Here is a 22911-nt window from a genome sequence, read left to right as displayed (position 1 = left end):
CCTGCCATGCTGGCGATGACGGGCCTATTTGGCGCCTGCCTGACAATCCCAGCGCCCAAATGCACCACTCTCCTGGGCATTGCGGGGCATCTCATGAAGAAGACTCATGAGCGTCCGACGCTGGTGAAGCGCGAAAAGCTCACGACGGTTACGGCCATCATGTGCGTTTCAGGCTGCCCGTTTGACCGAAGCCGCGGACCTCGACAAGTCCACGCCGCGACTGGTGGAAAGCACGGTCGACGGCCCATAATTGCCTTGTTGGAGGCGCTGTCCCTTTGACGGATCGTTCGTTGCGGACGGCCGGTTTTCAGCCGTTTCCTAGGGTCTCGCTGAAGCGGCCTTGTCGTCGAACATGGCGCCTGCCATGTCATCAAGGATCGGACAATCCGGCCTTTCGTCGCCATGGCAGGCATGGATCAGTTTCTGCAGGGTCAAGCGCATCGACTGCAGCTCGCGCACCTTCTCCTCGATCGCCGTGACATGGGCGGCGGCGATCTCGCGCACGTCGTGGCTGGCGCGGCTGCGATCCTGGTAGAGCGCCATCAGCTGGCGGCAATCGTCGATGGAAAAGCCGAGATTGCGGGCGCGACGCAGAAAGGCCAGCCGGTGGATGTCATCTCCGGAATAATCGCGGTAGCCGTTGGCGGCGCGCGCCGGGGCGATCAGGCCGATCTCTTCATAGTAGCGGATGGTCTTGGCCGGCAGGCCGGAGCGGTGGGCGGCGTCACCGACATTCATGACGGTTCTCCTCTATTTCCAGGAGCCCATGATTCAGGCCCCTTGAATTTGCTTCACAATCCTGTGAGGGCTGTTGCCAAAATGCCATAGTGATACGCTTACCGGCACGTCAAGTCAGGCATATAGGCATCGCGCGCTTGGCAAGCAAAGCAAATGCCAGCATGAATGACGGCTAGAAAGCGGCCGACTCGTGCCGCCGAAGTTGGGGCGGGGCACCGGATCACCTGATGCGCATGAAGTCGTTTGCAATCGCCGCCGCACTGGCGCTTTCCACTGCTATCGCTGGTTGCAGCACCATCGGCTCGCAGATATTCTCCAACGACTACGGCTCGGTCACCGACGCTGGTTACCAGCTGCCGCGCATCCCGATCGAGAAGGTGCCGATGAAGTATCATCGGCAGGAAGTGAACTACGACAGCCCGGAAAAGCCGGGCACCATCATCGTCGATACGCAGAACAAGTTTCTCTACTTCGTCGAGGGTGACGGCAGGGCAATTCGCTACGGCATCGGCGTCGGTCGCGAGGGTTTCGAGTGGCACGGCACCGCCCATATCGCGCTGAAGCGCGAATGGCCGACCTGGACGCCGCCGAGGCAGATGATCCAGCGCCAGCCCGAACTGGAAAAGTTTGCCGGCGGCATGGAGCCGGGCCTGAAGAACCCGCTCGGCGCGCGCGCCATGTACCTGTTCAACAAGGGCGGCGATTCGGGTTATCGCCTGCATGGCAGCCCGGAATGGAATTCGATCGGCAAGGCAATGTCGTCAGGCTGCATCCGCCTGATGAATCAGGACATTATCGACCTCTATGACCGCGCCTCGGTCGGCGCCAAGGTCATTGTTCTTTAGATCATGATGCCGAGAAACCGGTACCGGTTCTCGGGAAAATCATGATCAGATAGAGGCAGCTTTCGTACGCGGACCGTCTAGGCAACAACGGACGTCCCAAACAGAAAACCGGGCAATTTGGCCCGGTTTTTTGTTTTTTTGCGCGATGCGACGCCTGCTCGGCGGTCAGGACACCTCCGAGAACGAGGTGGGAGCCAAAATTTGGTTGGTGATTGTCTCGGTGATCTGGCCATCACGCTCGGAATCTTCCCGCGCCTGCGTCCAGGCAGGGTCCTTCACGAACGCCGTCCAGCGCTCTTCGCGTTCGGCCAGCGATTCCCATGCCAGCATATAGGTCAGTTCGTTGTTCGAAGCACCGATCAGTGTGGTAAAGAAACCCGCTTGGCGGATACCGTGCTTTTCCCACAATTTGAGGGTGATCTTGTCGAAGCGATCAAGAAGCGCCGGCAGGCGTCCCGGCAAAGCCCGGTACACCCGAAGTTCGTAGATCATTTGGAGTTCCTTCTGATCGATGCGCCGGAAGCGAAGAAAATCGGACCAGATGTAGAATTATCAAAGGGGCGTCAGGAGACCTGTTCGACCTGCTGCACTTCCGGCACGAAGTGGCGCAGAAGATTCTGGATGCCGTGCTTCAGCGTTGCCGTCGATGACGGGCAGCCGGCGCAGGCGCCTTTCATGTGCAGGAACACCGTGCCGTTCTCAAAGCCGCGGAAGGTGATGTCGCCGCCATCCTGGGCGACCGCCGGGCGCACCCGCGTATCGAGCAGTTCCTTGATGGTGATGACCAGTTCCTCGTCGGCCTTGTCATAGAACTCGCCGGTCTGGCTGGTCTCGGCGGCCGGGCCGGCCTTGGCCATGACTGGCGCGCCGGACATGAAATGTTCCATGATGGCGCCGAGGATCGCCGGCTTCAGATGCTGCCAGTCGGGGCCGTCCTTGGTCACGGTGATGAAGTCATAGCCGAAGAAAACACCGGTGACGCCGGGAATCTCGAACAGCCGGCCAGCCAGCGGCGAGGCAACAGCGGCGCCGTCGGCATCGCGGAAATCGGCGGTGCCTTCCAGAAGCACTTCCTTGCCGGGCAGGAATTTCAGCGTCGCCGGGTTTGGCGTCGATTCGGTCTGGATGAACATGGCCATCTCCGTGCCCATTTCGGGCAGCTAGTTTGGAATAATTCTAAATAGGCTCAATTGGCTGGACATTCAAGCGAAACGCATCGCCGGAATGGCTGGCTGGCGGAATGTTTTTGCGCGCCTAGGACGCGCTCGAAGCAACCTCATGCGAGGCTGTCGATCTCCTCGTCCGACAGGTTCTGCGGCACGACGGTCACCGGGATCGGGAAGGCGGCACCCTTGCCGGCGACAGCGCCGACCAGCGGCCCCGGGCCTTCCTTGCCGGCACCGGCGGCCAGCACCAGGATGGCGATGTCCTGGTCTTCTTCGATCAGCTTGTGGATCTCTTCCGTCGGCTTGCCTTCGCGCACCACCATCTCCGGCTCGATGCCAAGCTTCTGGCGTACCTTGTTGGCATAGGTGTCGAGTGCTGCGCGCGCAGTGGCGGTCGCCTCCTCGCGCATGATCTTCTCGACACCCAGCCAGTGCTGGAAATCGTCCGGCTCGATGACATAGAGCAGCACCAGCGTGCCGCTGGTGCTCTGCGCCCGCTTCGAGGCGTAGGCGACGGCGCGCTCGCACTCCGGCGTGTCGTCGATGATCGCCAGGAACTTGCGGCGATGGCCGGCTTCGCGGCTGAGGCGTTTGGAGACCATGTCTATCTACTCGATGCTTTATCGGCCGCAATCTGCCACTGCAGCGGACCGGCGGCAAGCCGCCGGCCTTGTACCTGTGTTGGTGCAGTGCACCCGACGCTGGGATCAGCCCTGCAGCAGCCCGATGATGTCGCGCACCGTCTTCATCGTCGCTTCGGCGAGCACGCCGGCACGTTCGCCACCGTCCTTGAGCACCGCGTCGACATAGGCACGGTCGTCGGAAATGCGGCGCATCTCGCTGGCGATCGGCGCCAGCTTTTCCACCGCAAGGTCGGCCAGCGCTGGCTTGAATACCGAAAACTGCTGGCCGGCGAATTCCTTGAGCACATCCGCCTTCGACATCTCGGCGAGACCCGCATAGATGCCGACCAGGTTTTCCGCCTCGGGCCGGTTGGCCAGGCCGTCCAACTCGCTCGGCAGCGCTTCCGGGTCGGTCTTGGCCTTGCGGATTTTCTTCGAGATGGCATCGGCATCGTCTGTCAGGTTGATGCGCGACAGATCCGACGGGTCCGACTTCGACATCTTCTTGGAACCGTCGCGCAACGACATGATGCGCGCCGCCGGCCCGCCGATGACCGGTTCGGTCAGCGGGAAATAGCCGTTCACGGTCTCTTCACCGACCTGCATCTCGACGCCGACGCCAAGGGCGGCGATGCGGTCGGAGAAGTCGTTGTTGAACTTCTGCGCAATGTCGCGGGTCAGTTCCAGATGCTGCTTCTGATCCTCACCCACGGGCACATGGGTGGCACGATAGAGCAGAATGTCGGCAGCCATCAGGGAAGGATAGGCTAGCAGGCCGAGCGACGCGTTCTCACGGTCCTTGCCGGCCTTGTCCTTGAACTGCGTCATGCGGTTCATCCAGCCGATGCGCGCCACGCAATTGAAGATCCAGGCGAGCTCCGCATGCTGCATGACGCGCGACTGGTTGAAGACGATGTGCTTCTTCGGGTCGATGCCCGAAGCCAGGAACGCCGCGGTGATCGACCGCGTCTGGTCGGCGAGGTCTTCATAGACGAGTTGTGCCGTCAGCGAATGCAGGTCGACGACGCAATAGATGCAGTCGGAGGTGTCCTGCAGGGCGACGAATTTCTTGATGGCGCCGAGATAGTTGCCGAGGTGCAGATTGCCGGTCGGCTGGACACCGGAAAAGACGAGTGGCTTGAAGGCGGTCATGATTGTCCTCATGGCTTGTGGAGGGCCGTTTCGCGCGCGGCGAAAGTCTTTCGACGGCGCGCTTATGGACGAACATGCAAAAACCGGCAAGAGGTGTCAGCGGCCTGAACGAAACTTGGCGATGAACTGCGCGTGCTTTGCAACAACGCTACGCCACCCCAGCGGCGTTACCTCGATGTCCGCCATGCCGATGCCGGTGCGTTTTCCGGCGGGACGCTGCAGTCTGTTGAGATGAAGCTCCAGGATGGTATGGTCATTTCTGCGTAGCGCCGTTTCAAAGGTCGCCTGCGCGTTCCAGAGATAACCCTCCTGGCGCGCCTCCGACATATCCGTCACAATCGGGCGGCCATTCGCGGACAGTTTGAGCGTGGTCAGTGCTTCGCGGTATGGGTGCCAGATATCGAGACGAATTCGCGCCTTGCCGGAATATTTGAATGGCACGAGCAGCTTGGGGCGCGGATTCCATCCGACCCAGCGCATACGGTCGGTGCTGGCTTCAAACGGACACCAGTCGAGGGCTTTTGATGCATTGTCCTGCTTGATCACCTCGTACTGCCTGAGACCGCGCAGGTCAGGGCGGACGATGCCTTTGTTCGTCGCATTTTGGGTCGCAAGCTGACCATTTTCATACTGCTCGAAATCCGGATAGCCGACGGTCATGAAAGCATTGGCCGCCTTTGCCCTGGTCAGTTCGGACGCCACATAGCCCTCATATCCGGCCCGCTGCATTCGTGCGACCATCCGTTCCTGCTCGTCCGAAGTGTGGCTGAGATAACTCAGGTAGCGGTGGCCGGCCGCGAACTTCTGCACGGTGATGCGCTGTGTCGAGACAAAATTCATGCCTGACTTTGCCGCGCGCAGCAGGAAGTCCGCGTCGACCGGTGGAGCGATCTCTTTTGGATCGCGCCATTTGCCAATTCGATCGGTCACGTCGCGTCGATGGCCAAAACTCGAAGGCGGAAAGAAATGTGTGAGAGCGGCGCTCTCCTCGCTGAAGATCCCGCTCACCAGCCGGAAATTGCTTGCCCTGGGGCCATGGAAGATCGCCCCGCTCACGGCAAAATCCGCCCGCGGGTCGCGCCCGAAAAGGTCAGCAAGCGCCTGAAGATGGTCTGGCGCCCAGACGTCGTCATGGCCGAGATAGGCAATGTATTGCCCGTGCGAAAGCTCGATGCCGGCATTATTGGGGAAGGACTGGCTGCCGCCTCGCTCCGGCAGGTTCAGCCAGCGGATTTGAGGCGATGCCAGCGCCCGCACAAAATCGGCCGTATCGTCGGTGCAACAGTCACCCACGACCAGCAGTTCGAAGTCCTGACAGCTTTGATGCAATACCGACTGTATCGACGGAAGGATGTGCCTGCCGCGATTGTAGGTGGCCATGACGACGGAAAACATCGGCATGGTCAGACGAATCGATAAGGGATGCCCGGGTGATCGAAGCGTATTCGTGACTTGTCCGGATTTTCGGGGTCGTAGGCATTGGTTGGCATGTTGACGAATGTCGCCGTGCTCTTGCCCCTGTTTTGAACCCCATGGACGACAAAGGGCGGAATGGTCAGCAGGATCTTGTTCGCGGCGCCGACGTCGAGAATGTCGAGCGTTCGGTATGTCGGGCTATCCTCGCGCAAATCGTAGAGAACAACCCGGATGTCGCCATTCGTATAGGCGAGCCGGTCGAACTGTCGCCTGTGGTAGACCCAAGCCCTGATCGAACCCGGCTCGGCCGACACCAGATAGACATGCGGCGGCGCGGTGACGGGCTCTCGCAGTGCCGATAGGAGAACCGTAAGGTCGCCACGCTTGTCTGCGCGTGTGATCAGGCGTTGCGTCCGTACGCCCGCAATCGGTTTCTCGACCGAAACGTCCTCCAGGAAGGGAAGCTCGTCTCGCCAAGGCTCGTCGTCAACGAAATCTGCAAGCGACAAATTTTCCATCCCAACCCTTCCAGCCTTCGGACTTCCGGAACCAATCCGCAAATCGGTGACCTTGCTTCCGGTTTCTATCCAGCCGATGCCAAAGGCAATGCCTCTTGGCGACTCAATCACCTGGCCCGTCAGTTGGGTCCGGCTGCGGAGGGGACGCTTTCGGCGTGCCCCGTTTGACGTTGCGCCTGATCATGCCGAAATCCGCGCCGCCGGTGGCAAACGCGGTGATGAAATAAAGCAGCGCTCCGCCGGCAACCAGCGACAGCAGCGTCGTCGCCTTGACCACCAGCGGCGAGCCGGGTCCTAGCCTGACGGTGAACCAGTGTTCGGCAAAATAGAGTGCCGCGCCCATCACCACCGCCGACAGCACCAGCCGTGGAATGCGTTTCATCAGCGGCACGTCGCGGCCCCAATGGCCGCGCCGGATCAAGACGCCGAGCAGCATCACCGCGTTGACCCAGCCGGCGACGGCCGAGGCCACCGCAATGCCGGGCGCGCCCATCCGTGGAAACAGTGTCAGTGCCGTGGTGACGTTCACCGCCACCGAGATGGCGGCAAACATCATCGGCGTGCGCGTGTCCTCGCGGGCGAAATAGCCTGGGGTGAACGCCTTGATCAGCACGAAGGCGGGCAGGCCGAGGCCGAAGATCGCCAGGATCGCCGCCACTGTCGGCGTCGAGCCGTTGGCGGCGAACGCGCCACGCTCATAGACCAGCCGAACGATCGGCTCCGACATCACCCAGAGTGCCGCGGCTGCCGGCAGCGTCAGGAACAGCGTGAATTCGACCGAGCGGTTCTGCAGATTGGCCGCCTCGATCAGATTGCCCGACTTCAGCGCCCGCGACAGTTCGGGCAACAGCACGATCGCCACCGCCACGCCGACCACGCCGAGCGGCAGCTGGTAGATGCGGTCGGCATAGGCGAGCGAGGACACCGCGCTGTTCTGCGCCGAGGCGATTGCCGTACCGATAAGCTGGTTGATCTGGGTGATGCCGCCGGTGATTGCCGCCGGCAGCGCCAGGATCAACAGCCGCTTGACCGCGGGCGTCATTTTCGGGCGGCGGAAGCCGATCGAGATGCCGGCATGGCGCACCGCCACCCAGACGATCGCCAGCTGCACCAGTCCGGCGGCAAGCACGCCCCAGGACAGCGCGTAGCCGACTGCAAGGGCGTCGGAGCCCTTGTACCATGCATAGGCGAGCACGCCGATCAGGATGATGTTGAGGAACACCGGCGCCACCGCGGCGGCAAAGTAGCGGCGCAGCGAATTCAGCATGCCCGCCATCATGGCGCCTAGCGACATGCAGATCAGATAGGGGAACATGATCGTCGCCAGCGTCACCGTGGTGTCGAATTTTCCCGGCGTGCTGGCAAACCCCGGCGCCACCAAATAGCGCACGATCAGCGGCATCGACAGTTCCATGACGATGGTCAGCGCCAGCAGCGCCGTGAACAGCACGCCGAACACTTCCTCTGAGAAGCGCTTGGCGCCGTCGGTGCCGTGGGTCTCGATCTCCTTGGCGAACAGCGGCACGAAAGCGGCGTTGAAGGCGCCCTCGGCGAACAGCCGGCGAAAGGTGTTGGGAAACTGGAAGGCGGCGTTGAAGGCGTCGGCGACCGGTCCGGTGCCGAGTGCGGCCGCCATCAGCATCTCGCGGCCGAAACCAAGCGCGCGGCTCATCAGCGTGCCGGAAGCAACCGTTGCGAATTTCTTGACGAGGCTCATGCGTTTGGAGACTGCCTACAGGATAAGGACAAAGTGATGATGGCGGTCACTCGGCGGCCGCCGCCCTGGCCTTGCCGCCGCGTTCGGGCACGATGCCTTCGAGCGTCGCCATCAGCCGGTTGCGAATGGTGGCGATGCGGGCCGGGTTGTCGATCTTCTGGCCGGTGAGGTCGGTGACATAGAAGGTGTCGATGACCTTTTCGCCGAAGGTGGTGATGTGGGCCGATGCGATGTCGAGCGACAGGTCGGAGAGTGTTCCGGTGATCTCCGACAGCAGCCCCGGCCGGTCCAGGCCTTCAACCTCGACGACCGAAAAACGGTTGGACAGCGTGTTGCGGATTTCGGCGCGTGGCGGGATCTTGAACACCTTGGCGCCGCGCCGCGGCTTGGTGCGCTTCTCGATCATCTCCGGCAGCCAGCTCTTGCCCGACAGCACGTCCTCGATCAGCCGGCCGACACGCTCGGCGCGCCGGCGCTCGTCCTCGTCGCGGTCGAATTCCCTCGAGATCAGGATGGTGTCGAGGGCGCGGCCATCCGACGTCGTGAAGATCTGCGCGTCGACGATGTTGCCGCCGGCCCCGGCGCAAGCCCCGGCGATCACCGACAGCAGGCGGGGATGGTCCTGCGCCAGCACGGTGATTTCGGTCACCGCCTCGAACTGGTGGGTCTTGACCATGGTGGCAAGCTTGTTGCCCGACGCGTCTGCCTCACGAATGAACTCGGCATGGCGCAGCTGGTCGGCGAGATCGACGGTCAAAAGGTAATTCTCGTAGTGCTGGCCGACATAGCGCTTGCGGGCCTTGTCCGGCCAGTCGGCAAGCGCCTCGGCCAGACGCTCGCGCGCCGCCGTCGTGCGCTGGGCGCGCGACACTTCCGAAAACCCGCCGGTCAAAAGCAGTTCGGTCTCGTAATAGAGCGTTCGCAGCAGCTGGCCCTTCCAGCCGTTCCAGACACCGGGTCCGACGCCCCTGATGTCGCAGACGGTGAGGATCAAAAGCATCTTCAGCCGCTCGACCGACTGCACGATCGCGGCGAAATCCTCGATGGTCTTGCGGTCGTTGAGGTCGCGGGTCTGCGCCGTCATCGACATCACGAGGTGGTTCTCGACCAGCCATGCCACGGTTTCGGTATCGGCCGGCGACAGCCCCATATGCGGGCAGATGCGGCGTGCGATCCTGGCGCCGGCCTCGGAATGATCCTCCGGCCTGCCCTTGGCGATGTCGTGCAGAAGCACCGCGACGTAAAGCGCCTCGCGGCTCTTCTTCAGCCCCGGCATCAGCGTGTGCGACAGGGGATGGACCTTTTCGCCGTCGCCGCGCTCGATCTCGGCCAGCACGCCGATGCAGCGGATCAGGTGCTCGTCCACCGTGTAGTGGTGGTACATCGAGAACTGCATCATGGCGACGATCTTGCCGAAATCCGGGATCAGTCTGCCGAGCAGCCCGGCCTCGTTCATGCGCCGCAGATTGAGTTCGGCATTGCGGTCCGACGTCAGGATGTCGAGGAACAGCCGGTTGGCCTCTTCGTCGCGCCGCAGCGACTTGTTGACCAGGCCGAGCGAGCGGGTCAGCAGCTTCAGCGCATCGGGATGGAATTCCAGGCCGTGCTTGTCGGCGAACCAGAACAATCTCAAAAGATTGACCGGATCGCGTTCGAACACCTGGTCGTCGGCGATGTTGATGCGGTGGTTGTCGACAATGAAGTCGGAGGTGCCGGCCAGCTTGCGCTTGCGCCGCGAGAAGGTGAGGAAGATGCGGTTGAAACCCGGCACGTGCTTGGCTTGCTCTTCCTCGAGCGCGGCACAGAAGATGCGGGTCAGGTCGCCAACATCCTTGGCGACCAGGAAGTAGTGCTTCATGAAGCGCTCGACCGCCGACAGGCCAGGGTGGGTGGTGTAGCCGAGACGTTCGGCAATCTCGCGCTGGATGTCGAAATGCAGCCGTTCTTCGGCTTTTCCGGTGAGGAAATGCATGTGGCATCGTACCGCCCACAGGAAATCCTCGGCCTTCTGGAACTCCCGGTATTCGCCTTCGGTGAAGACGCCCTTGTCGACCAGTTCCTCGCCGGTGCGCACCCGGTAGAAATATTTGCCGATCCAGAACAGCGTCTGCAGGTCGCGCAGGCCGCCCTTGCCGTCCTTGACGTTGGGCTCGACGAGATAGCGGCTTTCGCCCGCCTTGGCATGGCGGTCGTCGCGTTCGGCAAGCTTGGCCTGGACGTATTCGGGGCCGGTCGTGCGCACCACCTCATGGTCGAAGCGCAGCATCAGTTCGTCATAGAGTTTTTCGTCGCCCCACAGGAAACGCGCTTCGAGGATCGAGGTGCGGATGGTGACATCGGTGCGCGACAGGCGCAGGCATTCGTCGATGTTGCGGGTGGCGTGGCCAACCTTCAGCCCCAGATCCCACAGCATATAGAGCATGTATTCGACGGTCTGTTCGCCCCACGGCGTCTGCTTGTAGGGCAGCAGGAACAACAGGTCGATGTCGGACCCGGGCGCCAGCGTGCCGCGGCCGTAGCCGCCGACAGCGACGACGGCCATGCGCTCCGCCGAAGACGGGTTCTTGACCCGGTAGACATGGGTGACGGCGAAATCGTAAAGCGCCCGGATGATCTCATCCATGAGATGCGACAGCCGCGCAGCGCAGGCGCTGCCGCCGCCATCGTCCCGCAGCATGCGTTCGGCAATGGTGCGCCCCTCGGCCAACCGCCCCTTGAGCAGCTGGAGCACACCGCTGCGCGCGGCCTGTCCGGAACCGTCGCCTGCCGTGGCCGCGGTCAGCGCGGTCATCTCGCGGCGCAAGGCTTCGCCGTCGATCAGTTCGTCGAGCTTCAGGGAGATTCTTGCCATATGTACAGGTCGGCCTTGCCTTTTCGGCGGCGTCTATAGCGCGTTTTCGCGGCGCTGGGTATGGGCGGGCTGGCACGTTCTCCACAAGCGCCCGACAGTCGCCGCCACAAGAAAAGTAGAAATCGGCCCTTGACCTTCCAGTTACTGGAAGCCCTATCTCCGCCTCACACACCGATCCATTGAGGTATTTTGAATGACGCATTCCAATCACGATCATCACGCGCATAGCGGCTGTTGCTCGGCAAAAGGCGCCGCGCCTGCCGCAAAGGCCGTTGTTCGCGACCCGGTCTGCGGCATGATCGTCGACCCGGCCGCCGGCAAGCCTGCGGCCGAGCATGATGGCCATCTCTATCATTTCTGCAGCCAGGGCTGCTGCACGAAATTCGTTGCCGAGCCGGAAAAATTCCTGACGGCCACCGATCCGGTCTGCGGCATGAGTGTCGATCGCGCGACGGCCAGGCACTTTGCCCGCCACGAAGGCCAGGGCTTTTATTTCTGCTCGCCCGCTTGCCAGGCGAAATTCGAGGCGGAGCCGCAAAAATATCTCGGCGACAGGCCGGCGCGGCAGCCGATGCCCAAGGGCACGCAATACACCTGCCCGATGCATCCCGAAATCATCCGCGACAAGCCAGGATCCTGCCCGAAATGCGGCATGGCGCTGGAGCCGATGGGGGTGCCCACTGGTGACGAAGGCCCCAATCCGGAGCTGGTCGATTTCACCAGGCGGTTCTGGGTCAGTGCCGCACTGTCTGTGCCGTTGCTGATCGTCGCCATGGCCCCGATGCTCGGCCTGACGTTCCAGGCTTTTGTCGATGAGCGGACCACGGTCTGGCTGGAGCTGGCATTGGCCAGCCCCGTCGTGCTGTGGGCGGCGCTGCCTTTCTTCCACCGCGGCTGGGATTCGCTCGTCAACCGCAGCCCCAACATGTGGACGCTGATCTCGCTCGGCGTTGGTGCTGCCTATCTCTACAGTGTCGTCGCCACGCTGTTTCCCGACATTTTCCCGCATCAGTTCCGCGGCCATGGCGGTGCCGTGCCGGTCTATTTCGAGGCCGCCGCCGTCATCGTCGCACTGGTTTTCCTTGGCCAGGTGCTGGAGCTGCGCGCCCGCGAAAAGACCGGTTCGGCAATCCGCGCCTTGCTCGATCTCGCGCCGAAGACCGCGCGGCTGATCGCCGCCGATGGTTCCGAAAGCGATGTGCCGCTCGACGCGGTCAAGGCCGGCGATCGCCTGCGCATCCGCCCCGGTGACGCCGTGCCGGTCGACGGCACGGTGCTGGACGGTCGTTCCTCGATCGACGAATCGATGATCACGGGCGAACCGTTGCCGGTCGAGAAGACCGAGGGCGATGCGCTGACCGGTGGCACGCTCAACAGACAAGGCTCGCTGATCATGCGCGCCGAGCGGATCGGCGCCGAGACCACGCTTGCGCGTATCGTCGAGCTCGTCGCCAAGGCACAGCGCTCGCGTGCTCCGATCCAAGGCTTGGCCGATCGCGTTTCCTTCTACTTTGTCCCGGCCGTGGTGCTGGTAGCGATCGCGGCCTTTGTCGCCTGGGCGATCTTCGGACCCGAGCCCAGCCTGATCTTTGCCATCGTCTCGGCGGTGTCGGTGCTGATCATCGCTTGCCCCTGTGCGCTCGGCCTCGCCACGCCGATGTCGATCATGACCGCCACCGGGCGCGGGGCGCATGCCGGCGTGCTGATCAAGGAGGCCGCCGCGCTCGAACGCTTCGCTTCCGTCGACACGCTGATCGTCGACAAGACGGGTACGCTGACCGAAGGCCGGCCGAAACTGACCGATGTCGTCACGGCAAATGGTTTTTCCGAGGACGAATTGCTGGCGCTTGCCGCCGGCCTGGAGAAAGGGTCGGAGCATCCGCTGGCCGAGGCCATCGTCGACGGTGCCGGCACGCGCGGTGTGACCGTTGCCGAGGCCAGCGGCTTCGAGGCGGTCACCGGCAAGGGCGTGTCCGGTACGGTGTCAGGAAAGAAGGTCGCGCTCGGCAACGCCGCGATGATGGCGGATCTTGGCATCGACATCGCATCCATCTCAGCCAGGGCCGAGGCGCTGCAGACCGATGGCAAGACGGCGATGTTCGTTGCGGTCGGCAACAGACTGGCCGGCCTCGTCGCCGTCGCCGACCCTATCAAGGCAACGACGGCCGAGGCGATCAGGGCGCTGCATGGCAGCGGCTTGAGGATCATCATGGCGACCGGCGACAATGAACGCACGGCCAATGCGATCGCCAGAACCCTTGGCATCGATGAGGTTCGCGCCGGCCTTCTGCCGGAACAGAAGGCAGCACTCGTCGATGAGCTGCGCGCCAAGGGAAAAGGCGTTGCGATGGCCGGCGACGGCGTCAACGACGCGCCGGCCCTTGCCGCCGCCGATGTCGGCATCGCCATGGGCACCGGTGCCGATGTCGCCGTCGAAAGCGCCGGCATCACCTTGGTCAAGGGCGACCTCAACGGCATCGTGCGTGCACGCACGCTGGCCCAGGCGACGATCCGCAACATCCGCCAGAACCTGTTCTTTGCCTTCCTCTACAACGTGCTTGGCGTGCCGGTCGCCGCCGGCGTGCTCTATCCGCTCACCGGCACGCTGTTGTCGCCGATGCTGGCGGCGGCGGCGATGAGCTTGTCCTCGGTGTCGGTGATCGCAAACGCATTGCGGCTGAGAACATTGAAACTCTGAGCCAAGCCCCCAAATACGAAACCCACTCAACAGGAGACCATGAATGACCTTGGCCAAAAAACTCGTGCTGCTGCTGATGGCGGCCGGAATGCTGCTTGCCGTCTTCCTCGAAAGCGTCCCGGCACAGAGCGAGGAGATGAAACACGACATGGCTGGCATGTCGACGGACGCGACCAGCCCTTCGACCGAAGGCTACAAGGCGGCGATGGACAAGATGCATGCCGACATGATGGCATCTGAATATACCGGCAATGCCGATGTCGATTTCGTCCGCGGCATGATCCCGCATCATCAGGGTGCCATCGACATGGCCAAGGTCGAGCTTGCCAACGGCAAGGATCCGGAAATCCGCAAGCTCGCCGAAGGCGTCATCGCCGCGCAGGAAGCCGAGATCAAGCAGATGCAGGATTGGCTCGCCGCCCATCCGGTGCAGTAAGCTTTCGCGAACGCCTCTGGATTTCTCGCCCAGCCTGTGGTGCGATCCGGCCCCAACTGGAACCCGCCATGCCATCGACCATCAGAACCACCAAACTGCCCTCAGGCGAAGCCGTTCAACTGCTTGGCCAGGGGACATGGAAGATGGGCGAGGCTATCAGTCGCCGTACCGATGAGGTGAATGCTCTCAAGTTCGGCCTCGACCTCGGCATCACGCTGATCGACACCGCTGAAATGTATGCCAGCGGCGGCGCCGAGGAGGTGGTGGCCGAGGCTATTGCCGGGCGCCGCGACGAGACCTTCCTGGTTTCGAAAGTGCTGCCGTCAAACGCTTCGCGCGCCGGCGTGCAGCGCGCCTGCGAGAACAGCCTGAAGCGCCTGCGCACCGACCGCATCGACCTCTATCTGCTGCATTGGCCCGGCAGCGTGCCTCTGACGGAGACGGTCGCGGCCTTCGAGGCTCTGAAAAAGGCCGGCAAGATCCACCACTGGGGCGTCAGCAATTTCGACACCGACGAGATGGAAGAGCTGATCGGCTTGTCCGATGGCGGCAATGTCCAGACCAACCAGGTGCTCTACAATCTGGTCCGGCGTGGCCTCGAATTCGACCTGGCGCCGTGGAGCCGGCAGCGCGGCATCCCCTTGATGGCCTATTCGCCGGTCGAGCAGGGCGCGCTGGCGCGCAATACCAGGCTTGACGCCGTCGCCGCCCGCCACAATGCGACCCCGGCACAGATCGCCCTGGCCTGGGTGGTGCACCAGCCGGGCGTCATCGCCATCCCGAAGGCCAGCAGCCAGGAGCATGTCCGCCAGAATGTCGCCGCGCTCGACATCAAGCTTACGGACGAAGACCTCGCCGAACTCGACCGCGCCTTCCCGCCACCGGCGCGCAAACGTGGCCTGGAGACGATCTAAGCGCTGAAACAATCGAGGCGTCGACGGCTTGCCTCGCATCCTCCGCGATCAGCCGTCCAGCGCATGTCGCCCAAAAGTGCCCCCGGTTTTGAGAGAACGACATGCATTCGGGCGATTTTCGCACGCCCTGTTCCGCGATGATCTTGCCCGGTCTGGCGGGTACGGTGCGACGTACAAGCAGAGAAATCGCGACAAAAGTAACGACATCCTAGGTTGCGGAAATCTGGAGCGGTGAACTCTTCGGTGCGCCGGATTGCGTCGAATCGAGCCCCATCTTGTTGAAAAATAAAACAATTATGTAAATCTGGCACTGCAAAATCCCACCGCGCCAATAGACGCTGGCGATGAATTGTTCAACAGGCGTTGTATAAATAATAGAAAACCCCTTGCCGTAACAGTATTGCAGAATGCGCATTTCCATGTCAACTTGAACGGCAGGGGAGAAAAAATGCTTAAGGCGGCAGCCATTGCATTTTGTTTGGGTTCAATTTCCTGCCCAACTTATGGGCAGGAAATGGCGGCGCCCATCGAACCCCCTGATGAAATCCCGGCCGATCTCGAAGTTGTCGGAGCCAAGCCCGTCTCGCCGGCGGCTTGGCCGGCGACGTTTATCTTCAGGGTCGGCACCGGAGGCTGCACGAGTACAGCCGTTGGCAAGAATGTGATTCTGACGGCCGCTCATTGCGTGACGTCTGGCGCCACGGCCACGGTGCTGAATGCGGGAAAGACCCTGTCCGTGACCTGCACGAACCATCCTGGCTATGGCAATGGCGATCCTGCCTCGGATTTCTCGCTGTGCTATGTCAAGGACGGGCTTACAGGCTTCCCGTTCGAGACGATAAGCACATCGATTTCATATCCCAGAGTGGGACAACAGGTGCTGCTTCTTGGTTTTGGGTGCGTCAAGGCAGGCGGCTCCGACGCTTCATTTGGCGTGCTACACCTTGGCGGCGCCGCCCTGCTGCTGCGCCCTGAGAATGCCAAGGGATTTGCGACCACCAAAGGCGATGCCGCGATCTGTTTCGGCGACAGCGGAGGCGCTGCTTATTTTGCCTTGGACAACGACGCCAGCAGACGCCTTGTCATCGGGATCAACTCTCGTGGGGATATAAACCAGTACTCTTTCCTGTCGCCGACCGCGACGGAGGGTTTTGTGGCCTGGGCGATCGCCTGGAGCGGGCAGAACAAGGCTTCAATCTGCGGCATAGATCCGTCGGCAAAGGGGTGCCGGCCTTTTTGAGGGTGGGCGAGATGCGTTTTTGTGTTCTGAGCGCTGCCGTCTTGATATCGGTCTCGCCCGTCGCGGGGCAGGATCTCGATACGGTTGAGAACAACGATCAGCAGATAGTCGTCATCGAGACACCGACAAAGTCGGCCTTGGAGCAGACGGAGTCCGTGCTGATGGAATCCGCTGGGCCTATTCCAGCCACTCCATCCGACGGGGACACGTTTCGGGCTTTGATCGGTCGTGCCTGCCCGGGCGCAAGCGATAGCTATATGCAGCGCGCGGAAGAAGTCATGAAGGTTCTGAACAATCAGCCGGCCATCGGGCTCGACCAGCAAGCTCCCCCAGACCAAAGCGTATACATTCCATACTGTGTCGGCCAGGAGCTTAAACGCTACGTGGTGAAGAATGGCGACAATCTCTGGAAGATTTATCAGGGACAGCGTAGCGCGCCGGAAGGAATAGCGGCGTGGGAGACATTCCAGGACCTGGCCACCTATGTGAACAGGAGCAAGCTGGGAGCCAACGGCGAGATGAAGCCAGGTTCCAACATCTATCTGCCGAAGCCTGAAGTTTCCGTTCCGCTCTGGAAGGACACCGTCCGCCCCGTGATAGAAGAGCTCAAGAAAAAGGGAGGCGTTGGCGGCGTCGAGCTGTCCGACCCGAACTGGGGCTACATCCAGGCGGACTCGATGGAGGAGTGCTCTCAGAGCGTCTCCTCGACGCAAATTGCCGAGACGAAAATCGAGGAGCTCTCCAGGATCCTTACGCTCAACAAAGAGATAGACAATGGCAGCAAGGAATGGGAGCGGAGCGCTTCCACGACATTGATAGGTGTATTCGACAGTGGAATAGACGGGATCAGCAATCCGACGATGAAGAACTCTCGAAAGAGAATTTCGCAGCAGGTGCTGGATGAAGACATGGGGGTCCTTCCAGAGTATGACAAGAAATTTCACGGGTCGGGCGTAAACACGGTCGCCCAAGGGGGCCACATACTTGCGCGGCTGAACCCATTGTTCAGCCTTGTCGACATCGCACCTTACAGGATCATTGAAAACAGGTGTGATCCACCTCGTTCCCGCGACCAGGCTCCGCTCTGCAATTTTCGAGCCAATCCCGAGCGTTTGACCTTTGCCCTGGGAGAAGTTCAGGAGAAGCGGCACGACGTATCGGTTGTCAATATAAGTGCTTCCTTCAAGAGGGACATCAAAGGTTTCAGCAAATTCAGGCAGAGCCCATTCGTCATTGTCGTGGCGGCGGGAAATTCTTCTCTTGAGCTGAATGCAAGCAACGAGGCTCATCCGGCCATGAGCGGCGGCGACGAGGTTTCAAACATCATCACCGTTGCGGGTGTCGATGGTGACCGTAAGCTCATGGCATCATCCGGCAGATCGACAAAGTATGTCGATATAGCGGCCTGGGGCTGCAACGTCCCTGTCCTCGAATACGATCCGCAAGCCGAAGACTTCGTGGTTCGCGAACGGACCGGCACATCCTACTCCGCGCCACAGGTGTCTTTTGCCGCCGCCATGGTCTCGCAGGAGACGAAGGACAATGGCGCGAAGCTGCTGCCCGTTGATGTCAAGAAGCGGCTTCTGTTCTCCGCGGACATCGAGCCGTCGCTTTGGTCGGATGTGAAACACGGGCGCGTCCTCAACACGGCAAAAGCCTTGTCTGTTTACTCCGATTGGGTGGAACTGTCGGATGGGAAAGACAAGATCGGAAGAGTAACCATGGATGGTGAGGATCTCGGGCCAATAACGCTTTGCCCAGACGTTAGAATCAACAGGGCTGATTTACGTAAGATCGCCCAGCTGGATCCGATCCCGGATGGAGGAAAAAAATACCTGATCTACTCCGAGGACTCGTCGGTGGATGATAGCACGCAGCGAAAAGTCGACGTTAGCTGGTGCGATCAGCTGTTTGCAAAGATGTCTGTTCTGGACTGGAATTCGGGAAAGTCCACCGATTTGGATTTAAGTGATGTAAAGGACGTTGTCTTTGCGTCTTCACCTTACTGGGAGTAGATCTGTTAAAAAAGGGATGCGGATATGCGCAACATTCTTCGCATGCAATCGGCGGCATTGCTGCTGGCGACCTTTCTATTATCAAGCGCCTCGGCTCAGAACGCACCCATATGTCCGCGCGAGGCTGACAATGTCCACTTGACCGGAGAAGCCCTGCGATCGGTTGTGTTGACCGTGGGCAGGGACCCCAAGGTCTTTGAAAACGACAATTTCTCGTTCTCCCGTACCCTGGCCTCCATCCTCGCCACCGGCTTTGTGCCGGATCAGACAAGCGGTGTCCCGGTCGACAAACAACTGCAGCTGGCGACATCGAGGTCAGAGCAGATAAGCCTGCTCGCATCGATGCTGCGCACCTTTAGAAATCTGGATCGATCGAACGGCACCGTACGCAACAATGCCAGCTTTCGCCCCGGCGAGGCGGAGCTTGAGGCCGCCGTCCTGTTGGATCCGGCAAATCCCCGCGGGATGCGGCCGATTGGTCTGTTCAACCGGCTCGACCTCGCGCCTGCGAGTTGGAGATACTGCGGCGAGCACCGGGTGGTTTACGGGATGGGGGATGGATCCAATCGGCTGGACCGGTTTTTCCTGATCTTCGAAGCCGCCGTGGACAATCCGGATCCTGGCCACAGTGCGCTGGGCTGTCTGCGCATAGCGGAATTCTGGAACTCGATTCCCCAGAAGAGCGAAAGCGACAGGCCCGCGGCATTGGCGAATTTCTACTACAAAGGCGACTTGGGTGACGGCGGCCCGCCGATTACACCGGTCATTCACAATCAGCATTTCGGATTGCCCTTTGGGCAAGTCAGGGGAAATCTGTTCGTGACCAAGAACGACCCCGGTACCAATCCCTGGATGTTGCGCGAGTGGAGGACCTTTCCCACGACGGACAAGAGCATTGCTTTCGTGGCGGACACCGTGAAGTCCAATCCCAACCCTGAATTCTATCGCGACAACACGGTTCTCGACAGTCCGAAGACCGGAAGGACTCAGGCTTTCATCGACCAGGGCGTGGAATTCAGAGAGAGTTTCCTGGTGAGCCACGTCAGGGAGTTGCTGGAAGTCGATCTCGAGGCTTCGGTAGACGGGACGACACCAGGCAAGGATGACGTATTCAACAGGCTGAGCGCGCTGTTCGAGGACAAGTTCAACGACTTCGAAAGCATCTCGCAATCTGGTGACGATCCTGGAAAGCAGGATTCGGCGGTTTTCAAGTCGCGCATTGAAAGGGAAATCAAGAAGCTGTCGCTGCCGGCGGGCTCCGTTATCACGCCCGACCAGGTCCTGACGCGTGCTTCCGCCTTGAGTTGCGCCGGTTGCCATCAAACCGCCGTGGGCAGAGAGGTTGCACCAGGCGTTGTCTGGCCGGCATCGAATGGGTTCACGCACATCGCCGAGACGGGAACCCTGTCGCCGACGCTGCTCGACAGCTTCTTGCCGGCACGCTGTGATGGGATGCAAAAGTTCATTCATGACACACAGGGCGCCCCTCCGGTTACGGTATCTGCTCCGGGTGAGACCGAGATTGCGATCATCCGGGACGACTACGCGAAGATTCAAGGTTCGGAAATACAGACCGTGCTGGCGGAGGGCTTGGCCGACCTGTCAACAAATGTGACTGAAGCGAGGACGCAGAATGCCAAGGCTGCCGGCGCGTTCAGGCGCTTCCGCAGAACGCACTGATTCCAGGTTCGCCCGCCGCGCAAGCGGCGGGTGTTTCTTGCACACCCATGCGCCGCCGGATGCCCTTCTGGCGATCCGACAAAAGAGGCTGGTGCTTGCGCGGCGAGCATACGCGGGGAAGCGGTCCGACTTTTTTGAAGGCACATTTGGCAGCGCGAAGTCCCACAGTTACTTCGCCAGCCCCTTCAGCCGGTAAAGCGCCTCCAGCGCTTCCCTTGGCGTCATTTCGTCGGGATTGATATCGCCGAGTGCCGCCCCCAGCGCGTCGCTCTTGACCGGCTTCGGCGCTTCCCGTTTCACCGCCACCGAAAACAGCGGCAAATCGTCGACCAGCCGGTTGGTCTTGCCCGAAACCTCGCCCTCCTCAAGTTGGTGCAGCACTTCCTTGGCCCGGTCGACCACGGCTTCCGGCAGGCCGGCCAGCCGCGCCACCTGCACGCCGTAGGAGCGGTCGGCGGCACCCTTGCCGACCTCGTGCAGGAAGACGACGTCGTTTTCCCATTCCTTGACCCGCATGGTGACGTTGTGGAGCCGCGCCAGCTTGCCGGCCAGCGAGGTCATTTCGTGAAAGTGAGTAGCGAAGATCGCCCGGCAACGGTTCTTCTCATGCAGATATTCGACCGCCGCCCAGGCGATCGACAGGCCGTCGAAGGTGGCTGTGCCGCGGCCGATCTCGTCGAGGATCACCAGTGCACGTTCGCCGGCCTGATTAAGAATGGCAGCCGTCTCGACCATCTCGACCATGAAGGTGGAGCGGCCGCGCGCCAGATCGTCCGAGGCGCCGACGCGAGAAAACAGCCGGTCGACGACGCCGATATGGGCTGATGTCGCCGGCACGAACGAGCCGGTCTGGGCCAGGATGGCGATCAGCGCGTTCTGCCGCAGGAACGTCGACTTACCGCCCATGTTGGGGCCGGTCAGAAGCCAGATGGCGCCGTTCTTGGCGCTGCCCTCCGGCGACAGGTCGCAATCATTGGCGACGAACGGGCCTTCGCCGGAACGGCGTAGCGCCTGCTCGACCACCGGATGCCGCCCGCCCGCAATATCGAAAGCGAGGCTCGAATCCACCACCGGGCGGCACCAGGCTTCGCTTTCCGACAAAAGTGCGAGTGCCGCCGATACGTCGAGCACCGCCAGCGCATCGGCGCCGGCGCGGATGTTCTCCGCCTCGCCGACCGCTTCCGCCGTCAGCGCGTCGAACGCGGCAAGCTCGATGCTGAGCGCCCGGTCTGCGGCATTGGCGATCTTGGTCTCGAGTTCGGCAAGCTCGGTCGTGGTGAAGCGCATGGCGTTGGCCATGGTCTGGCGGTGGATGAAGCGCGCCTTGGCGCCGTCGCTGCCGGTCATCACTGCATGATGGTTGGCGGTCACCTCGATGTAGTAGCCAAGCACATTGTTGTGCCGGATTTTCAGCGAACGGATGCCGGTCTCGTCGATCAGCGAGCGTTCCAGCCCGGCGATCACCTTTCGCGATTCATCGCGCAGCGCCCGCATCTCGTCGAGATCGGCATGGTAGCCGCCGCGCACGAAGCCGCCGTCGCGCTTGAGCAGTGGCAGTTCGTCGCCAAGCGCCTGCGTCAGATGCTGGGCCAGCGCCTGGGGCAGCGCATGGATGGCGGCGAGTGCGGCCGTCAATTCCTGGGGCAGGGTGGTCGCGGCAAAGATTTCGGCGATCGCGCCTGCCGCTTCGAAGCCGGCGCGCAGCGCGCCGAGGTCGCGCGGACCGCCCCGGTTGAGCGCCAGCCTGGACAGCGCACGCGGCATGTCGGCGACGCTCTTCAGGCTCGACCGCACCGCCTGGCAGAGCCGCGTTTCGGAGCGGAAGAACGACACCGAATCCAGCCTGGCGCCGATCGCGACCGGATCGGTCAGCGGCGCCATCAGCCGGTCGGCGAGCAGCCTTGCGCCGCCGCCGGTCACAGTGCGGTCGATCGCCTTGAACAGCGAGCCTTCGCGGCTGCCGGACAATGTGCGCAAAAGTTCGAGATTGCCGCGCGTCGCGGGGTCGATGAACAGGGTCGATCCCTGCTCCTCGCGCTCGGGCCGCGACAGTGGCGGCCGCTCGGCCTTCTGCGTCTTCTCGACATAGGCGATGGCGCCGGAGATCGCCGACAGTTCAGCGCGCGAAAACGCGCCAAACGAGTCCGGCGTCGCCACATCGAAGAAACGGGCGATGCGTCCGGTGGCCGAGGCCGAATCGAACAGTGACGGCGGCTGCGGGCTGGCGACGCGGCCGAGCACGTCGAACACCGGCTTCAGCTCCGGATCATGAAACACCGGCTCGGCGACGATCAATTCGCGCGGGTCGACGCGGAAGATGTCGGCCAAAAGCCGGTCGGCGGTGGTGTCGGTGACGCGGAAGGCGCCGGTCGAGATGTCGATCCAGGCCAGAGCGAAACTGTGATCTGCGCCACCCTTCACCCGCCCCAGCGCCATCAGGAAGCTTGATTCCGAGGGCGCCAGCAATTTGTCCTCGGTGATGGTGCCAGGCGTCACCAGCCGCACCACGTCGCGGCGCACCACCGATTTGCCGCCGCGTTTCTTCGCTTCGGCCGGATCCTCGATCTGCTCGCAGACGGCAACGCGGAATCCCTGGCCGATCAGCTTCTGCAGATAGTCGTCGGCCGCATGCACCGGCACGCCGCACATCGGAATGTCGAGCCCTTGATACTTGCCGCGCTTGGTCAGCACGATGCCCAGCGCCCGGCTCGCCTTCTCGGCATCGTCGAAGAAAAGCTCGTAGAAATCGCCCATGCGATAGAACAGCAGCGAATCCGGGTTCGCTGCCTTGATCTCGATGAACTGCTCTATCATCGGCGTGGCGCCGGCGTGGGCGGTCGGCACCGGCGTCATCGCCTCGGGGGCGTCTGGCTCGTTCGGGCTGTGCATGTTCATGCACGGC

The 22911-nt window shown here is 61.9% G+C and carries 18 protein-coding genes; 7 read left to right on the top strand and 11 right to left on the bottom strand.

Annotated features, from left to right (window positions below; translation table 11 throughout):
• Positions 1 to 318 precede the first annotated feature (318 nt).
• On the bottom strand, positions 319 to 738 hold the full coding sequence (cueR, locus tag HB777_26235; protein ID QND67079.1) for a Cu(I)-responsive transcriptional regulator: 420 nt from the start codon (positions 736 to 738) through the stop codon (positions 319 to 321).
• A 227-nt stretch (positions 739 to 965) separates the two neighbouring features.
• Between cueR and HB777_26230 the strand changes: the two genes are divergently transcribed.
• Positions 966 to 1583, top strand: coding sequence for a L,D-transpeptidase (locus HB777_26230; GenBank protein QND67078.1), 618 nt, complete (start codon positions 966 to 968; stop codon positions 1581 to 1583).
• Between the two features lie 165 nt (positions 1584 to 1748).
• Here HB777_26230 and HB777_26225 read toward each other — a convergent pair whose 3' ends face one another.
• From HB777_26225 to HB777_26190, 8 genes are all read right to left on the bottom strand, one after another.
• On the bottom strand, positions 1749 to 2075 hold the full coding sequence (locus HB777_26225; protein ID QND67077.1) for an NIPSNAP family protein: 327 nt from the start codon (positions 2073 to 2075) through the stop codon (positions 1749 to 1751).
• Between the two features lie 71 nt (positions 2076 to 2146).
• Positions 2147 to 2716 (bottom strand): NifU family protein, encoded by a 570-nt coding sequence (locus HB777_26220; protein QND67076.1) that lies wholly within the window; start codon positions 2714 to 2716, stop codon positions 2147 to 2149.
• A 143-nt stretch (positions 2717 to 2859) separates the two neighbouring features.
• The gene (locus HB777_26215) at positions 2860 to 3351 is read right to left on the bottom strand and encodes a universal stress protein (GenBank protein ID QND67075.1); all 492 of its coding nucleotides are present in this window, start codon (positions 3349 to 3351) and stop codon (positions 2860 to 2862) included.
• A 105-nt stretch (positions 3352 to 3456) separates the two neighbouring features.
• Complete coding sequence (gene trpS, locus HB777_26210) at positions 3457 to 4524, bottom strand: tryptophan--tRNA ligase (protein ID QND67074.1); 1068 nt, start codon at positions 4522 to 4524, stop codon at positions 3457 to 3459.
• 96 nt (positions 4525 to 4620) lie between these two features.
• The gene (locus HB777_26205; GenBank protein ID QND67073.1) at positions 4621 to 5925 is read right to left on the bottom strand and encodes a glycosyltransferase family 2 protein; all 1305 of its coding nucleotides are present in this window, start codon (positions 5923 to 5925) and stop codon (positions 4621 to 4623) included.
• Between the two features lie 2 nt (positions 5926 to 5927).
• Positions 5928 to 6458 (bottom strand): polysaccharide biosynthesis protein, encoded by a 531-nt coding sequence (locus HB777_26200; GenBank protein QND67072.1) that lies wholly within the window; start codon positions 6456 to 6458, stop codon positions 5928 to 5930.
• A gap of 103 nt (positions 6459 to 6561) precedes the next feature.
• Complete coding sequence (murJ, locus tag HB777_26195; GenBank protein ID QND67071.1) at positions 6562 to 8175, bottom strand: murein biosynthesis integral membrane protein MurJ; 1614 nt, start codon at positions 8173 to 8175, stop codon at positions 6562 to 6564.
• Positions 8176 to 8221: 46 nt separating this feature from the next.
• Positions 8222 to 11026 carry a [protein-PII] uridylyltransferase gene (locus HB777_26190; GenBank protein ID QND67070.1) on the bottom strand — a complete coding sequence of 935 codons (2805 nt, stop codon included), beginning with the start codon at positions 11024 to 11026 and terminating at the stop codon, positions 8222 to 8224.
• Between the two features lie 193 nt (positions 11027 to 11219).
• Here HB777_26190 and HB777_26185 point away from each other — a divergent pair, with 193 nt between their 5' ends.
• The 3 genes from HB777_26185 (at position 11220) to HB777_26175 (ending at position 15074) form a co-directional block, all read left to right on the top strand.
• A complete protein-coding gene (locus tag HB777_26185) occupies positions 11220 to 13724 on the top strand; it encodes a heavy metal translocating P-type ATPase (GenBank protein ID QND67069.1) in 2505 nt (834 codons plus the stop codon).
• Positions 13725 to 13767: 43 nt separating this feature from the next.
• Positions 13768 to 14160: a DUF305 domain-containing protein gene (locus tag HB777_26180; GenBank protein QND67068.1), complete on the top strand. Its 393-nt coding sequence runs from the start codon at positions 13768 to 13770 to the stop codon at positions 14158 to 14160.
• Between the two features lie 68 nt (positions 14161 to 14228).
• Entirely contained in the window at positions 14229 to 15074 is an 846-nt protein-coding gene (locus HB777_26175; GenBank protein QND67067.1) for an aldo/keto reductase, read from the top strand.
• Positions 15075 to 15282: 208 nt separating this feature from the next.
• Here HB777_26175 and HB777_26170 read toward each other — a convergent pair whose 3' ends face one another.
• Entirely contained in the window at positions 15283 to 15489 is a 207-nt protein-coding gene (locus HB777_26170) for a hypothetical protein (GenBank protein QND67066.1), read from the bottom strand.
• A gap of 33 nt (positions 15490 to 15522) precedes the next feature.
• Between HB777_26170 and HB777_26165 the strand changes: the two genes are divergently transcribed.
• From HB777_26165 to HB777_26155, 3 genes are read left to right on the top strand one after another with little or no spacing between them, the layout of a single operon-like run.
• The gene (locus tag HB777_26165; protein ID QND67065.1) at positions 15523 to 16314 is read left to right on the top strand and encodes a S1 family peptidase; all 792 of its coding nucleotides are present in this window, start codon (positions 15523 to 15525) and stop codon (positions 16312 to 16314) included.
• 11 nt (positions 16315 to 16325) lie between these two features.
• Entirely contained in the window at positions 16326 to 18329 is a 2004-nt protein-coding gene (locus tag HB777_26160; GenBank protein ID QND67064.1) for a S8/S53 family peptidase, read from the top strand.
• Between the two features lie 24 nt (positions 18330 to 18353).
• On the top strand, positions 18354 to 20009 hold the full coding sequence (locus tag HB777_26155) for a hypothetical protein (GenBank protein QND67063.1): 1656 nt from the start codon (positions 18354 to 18356) through the stop codon (positions 20007 to 20009).
• Between the two features lie 168 nt (positions 20010 to 20177).
• Here the strand turns inward: HB777_26155 and mutS are convergent, their stop codons facing one another.
• A complete protein-coding gene (gene mutS / locus HB777_26150) occupies positions 20178 to 22904 on the bottom strand; it encodes a DNA mismatch repair protein MutS (GenBank protein QND67062.1) in 2727 nt (908 codons plus the stop codon).
• Between the last annotated feature and the right edge of the window lie 7 nt (positions 22905 to 22911).

Source organism: Mesorhizobium loti (assembly GCA_014189435.1).
In the GTDB taxonomy this organism is placed as follows: Bacteria; Pseudomonadota; Alphaproteobacteria; order Rhizobiales; family Rhizobiaceae; genus Mesorhizobium; species Mesorhizobium loti_G.
This window is presented reverse-complemented; position numbering and strand designations above follow the sequence as displayed.

Bases quoted from the DNA above. Each gene is read 5' to 3' on its own strand.
- cueR (QND67079.1), bottom strand. From the start codon at position 738: ATGAATGTCGGTGACGCCGCCCACCGCTCCGGCCTGCCGGCCAAGACC.
- HB777_26230 (QND67078.1), top strand. From the start codon at position 966: ATGCGCATGAAGTCGTTTGCAATCGCCGCCGCACTGGCGCTTTCCACT.
- HB777_26225 (QND67077.1), bottom strand. From the start codon at position 2,075: ATGATCTACGAACTTCGGGTGTACCGGGCTTTGCCGGGACGCCTGCCG.
- HB777_26220 (QND67076.1), bottom strand. From the start codon at position 2,716: ATGTTCATCCAGACCGAATCGACGCCAAACCCGGCGACGCTGAAATTC.
- HB777_26215 (QND67075.1), bottom strand. From the start codon at position 3,351: ATGGTCTCCAAACGCCTCAGCCGCGAAGCCGGCCATCGCCGCAAGTTC.
- trpS (QND67074.1), bottom strand. From the start codon at position 4,524: ATGACCGCCTTCAAGCCACTCGTCTTTTCCGGTGTCCAGCCGACCGGC.
- HB777_26205 (QND67073.1), bottom strand. From the start codon at position 5,925: ATGCCGATGTTTTCCGTCGTCATGGCCACCTACAATCGCGGCAGGCAC.
- HB777_26200 (QND67072.1), bottom strand. From the start codon at position 6,458: ATGGAAAATTTGTCGCTTGCAGATTTCGTTGACGACGAGCCTTGGCGA.
- murJ (QND67071.1), bottom strand. From the start codon at position 8,175: ATGAGCCTCGTCAAGAAATTCGCAACGGTTGCTTCCGGCACGCTGATG.
- HB777_26190 (QND67070.1), bottom strand. From the start codon at position 11,026: ATGGCAAGAATCTCCCTGAAGCTCGACGAACTGATCGACGGCGAAGCC.
- HB777_26185 (QND67069.1), top strand. From the start codon at position 11,220: ATGACGCATTCCAATCACGATCATCACGCGCATAGCGGCTGTTGCTCG.
- HB777_26180 (QND67068.1), top strand. From the start codon at position 13,768: ATGACCTTGGCCAAAAAACTCGTGCTGCTGCTGATGGCGGCCGGAATG.
- HB777_26175 (QND67067.1), top strand. From the start codon at position 14,229: ATGCCATCGACCATCAGAACCACCAAACTGCCCTCAGGCGAAGCCGTT.
- HB777_26170 (QND67066.1), bottom strand. From the start codon at position 15,489: ATGCGCATTCTGCAATACTGTTACGGCAAGGGGTTTTCTATTATTTAT.
- HB777_26165 (QND67065.1), top strand. From the start codon at position 15,523: ATGCTTAAGGCGGCAGCCATTGCATTTTGTTTGGGTTCAATTTCCTGC.
- HB777_26160 (QND67064.1), top strand. From the start codon at position 16,326: ATGCGTTTTTGTGTTCTGAGCGCTGCCGTCTTGATATCGGTCTCGCCC.
- HB777_26155 (QND67063.1), top strand. From the start codon at position 18,354: ATGCGCAACATTCTTCGCATGCAATCGGCGGCATTGCTGCTGGCGACC.
- mutS (QND67062.1), bottom strand. From the start codon at position 22,904: ATGAACATGCACAGCCCGAACGAGCCAGACGCCCCCGAGGCGATGACG.